This window comes from Candidatus Magnetobacterium casense (genome assembly GCF_019173545.1).
GTDB classification, from domain to species: domain Bacteria; phylum Nitrospirota; class Thermodesulfovibrionia; order Thermodesulfovibrionales; family Magnetobacteriaceae; genus Magnetobacterium; species Magnetobacterium cryptolimnobacter.
In genome coordinates this window covers 1-2,372 of sequence record NZ_JABXWD010000474.1, presented here as the reverse complement: position 1 = coordinate 2,372, position 2,372 = coordinate 1, and the positions used below count along the sequence as shown (strand labels likewise).

Annotated in this window: 2 protein-coding genes; both read right to left on the bottom strand. The window is 44.6% G+C overall.

Translation table 11 applies throughout. The features are described 5' to 3' along the window. Positions 1 to 37: 37 nt before the first annotated feature. Complete coding sequence (cas8a1, locus tag HWQ67_RS16505) at positions 38 to 1,075, bottom strand: type I-B CRISPR-associated protein Cas8b1/Cst1 (RefSeq protein ID WP_218253783.1); 1,038 nt, start codon at positions 1,073 to 1,075, stop codon at positions 38 to 40. Further along, positions 1,072 to 1,902: a CRISPR-associated endoribonuclease Cas6 gene (gene cas6, locus HWQ67_RS16500; RefSeq protein WP_218253782.1), complete on the bottom strand. Its 831-nt coding sequence runs from the start codon at positions 1,900 to 1,902 to the stop codon at positions 1,072 to 1,074. The genes cas8a1 and cas6 overlap by 4 nt, the downstream gene beginning before the upstream one ends. Positions 1,903 to 2,372: the final 470 nt, after the last annotated feature.

The following is a 2,372-nucleotide window of genomic DNA, read 5'->3' as shown; positions in this document are numbered from 1 at the left end:
TCGCAGGAATGACAATTACAGCCGTTTTCTAAGTGTGTCATTTCTTGCTTGACCAGGAATCCAGTATACGTAAAAGTATAGTTACCATGAAATATAAAGAAGATACGTTGATATTCTCACTTGTGTCTTTGAACTGCCGGGTTCTGATATGACGAACGGTTTCTTTTATCATGGCAATAACCACATTAGTACCGTCTACGATGATATCGAGTTGGGTATTAAATGATACCGTGGAGTCGTAGAGTGTTTGTAAATCGGCATTTTGGTTTACAAAGTAGAAGTAGTTTAAGTACTCGCCGTCAACACGTTTTAATACATATATCAATGAATCAAAAGCGCTGTTGTATATGAGGGCACATAAAGGACAGACCTTTACTTTCTGAGCCTTATAGCCCCATATCCAATTGGAATTGTCCTTGTTAAAGCCTATGATGTTTGAAATGGCATTGCTGAACTCATATTCTGCTTTTTTCACCTGGCATGAAACACACAAGTCAGCGTTCTTGATTGTTTTAACAGGGGCAGGCTTTTTTATGTCCTTAATGTACTCATCGGTTTTATCGTGTGCACAGACTCCCTTTAATCTATACGATATAAATGACTGGATTGACTGTTTGCCATCCTGTGTCTTATTTAGTTCCTGAAACATGGCGTGTTTGGTTAGTCCTTCGATCTTCCCTGCTGTGCTATCGAGAAATGCCATATAGTCACCATGCGTCTCTATGTTGTCCGTTAAACAACCAAGCAGACTTAGAAAGTTTAGATAAGGGCTTTTTTCAAGGTCGTCCAGACTTTTAGCTATTTGCTCTTTAGTCATCTGTTTCTTTTTTCCCTGAGTTTCTTTCTGTTTTTTGAAACGCTGACAGTACGCCTGCACGTTAAAAAACTTGACAAAGGCGTGTTTGATGAACTTGTCGCCGAAGTCGTCAAAGACAGCGTCGTCAAACTCCACAAAGTTTTCGCCAACGTGCAGATGCTCCACCTTGTCAAGATTCCTGCCATCGGCAACGATAGTCAGGAAGCCGACAATGCCGGCATTAAAGTACCAGTCGCGCATGTACACCCGATGTTTCATCTTTCCACCCCGACCATTCCAAACCCCTGGGCGGTGCGCAGTCCCACGCCGGTCTGATAGAGCAGTTGCAGGTCACTGACATCCCCGCTGACCTCAAACGTCCCCTCAAACACCGTCAGGTACATGAAGGGCTTGCCTGTCTCTCGCACGAAGTGGCGAATTGTGTGCTTGATCACCTTCTTGCGTAACGCAACGGGCCGAAACTCCAACGGTCTGTGCAAGCCTTCCCCGCGCAGCTCACGACACAGACGGTCGTGGATAGCGTTGAAGTCATCGTCAAACCTGTCACTGTAGAACTCCACCCCGGGCATGGGCAACAGGGGTTTGCCGTCCCTGCCCTCGATGGAAACCGGCGAGTGTGTCCTGAATACCACACGGTCGTCGTTAATACTCGTTTCGTTGAGCATGTATATATTATCCACCTCAAGCGATATCCCGTTGTCAAACTCAAATGACCGCTTGTCGATAAGTCCGTTGTAGAGATTTGCAATGAACTCGTAATCACAGGAGCTTACGTACAGGGAAACGTAGCCACCCCGCTCAAAGTAAAACACCGTCTCCTCAACCGTTACATCCTCTGACACGTTAAACCGCTCATTAACGATCCGGCTCTTGTGCGGCAAGCCCACGCTAAACGTAAAGGGCTTAACCACCTTTGAGTGCGCCGTCTTTGGGTGTCTCGTGTCATTCCCCCCGCCATTTGCGGGATAGAGCGCCTCCTTGTACGGCTTGTTGGAGGTCTTAAGCGCCTGGATGATCATGCTCATAAACAGGTGACGATACATCACAGGCAGTTTTTCAGCCTTGCAGTTGACCCTGATTCTCATCTTTACCTTACTTCTGAATTATTATTTTCTCGTATCCTCTTAAAAAAGCATGGTAAAATGGGGTCAAGGGGACTGGTCCCCTTGCGGGGGTTCTGAAGGGGGGCGGAGCCGCCCCTTTCTTTCTTGCCTTAAAGTATAGTACCATGAAATATAAAGAGGATACATTTTCTCTGTCAATCATAGAAATCAAGAGATGTTGTCCTTACGGACCTTTGTGTTGTCTGTTTTTGTTTCCAATCCCGTTTCCTCGCAGTACATAGCGTCAAATATAAGTACTCGAGTTTTCGAAAAATAAATTTTAGCAATGGTATACACCTTGCTTGACCAACACACTTAGAGTAGTGTACAATAAATTGATAGGATTCTCGAGTTTTCGAAAAATAAATTTTAGCAATGGTATACACCTTGCTTGACCAACACACTTAGAGTAGTGTACAATAAATTGATAGGATTGTCAAGATAAAAAATTA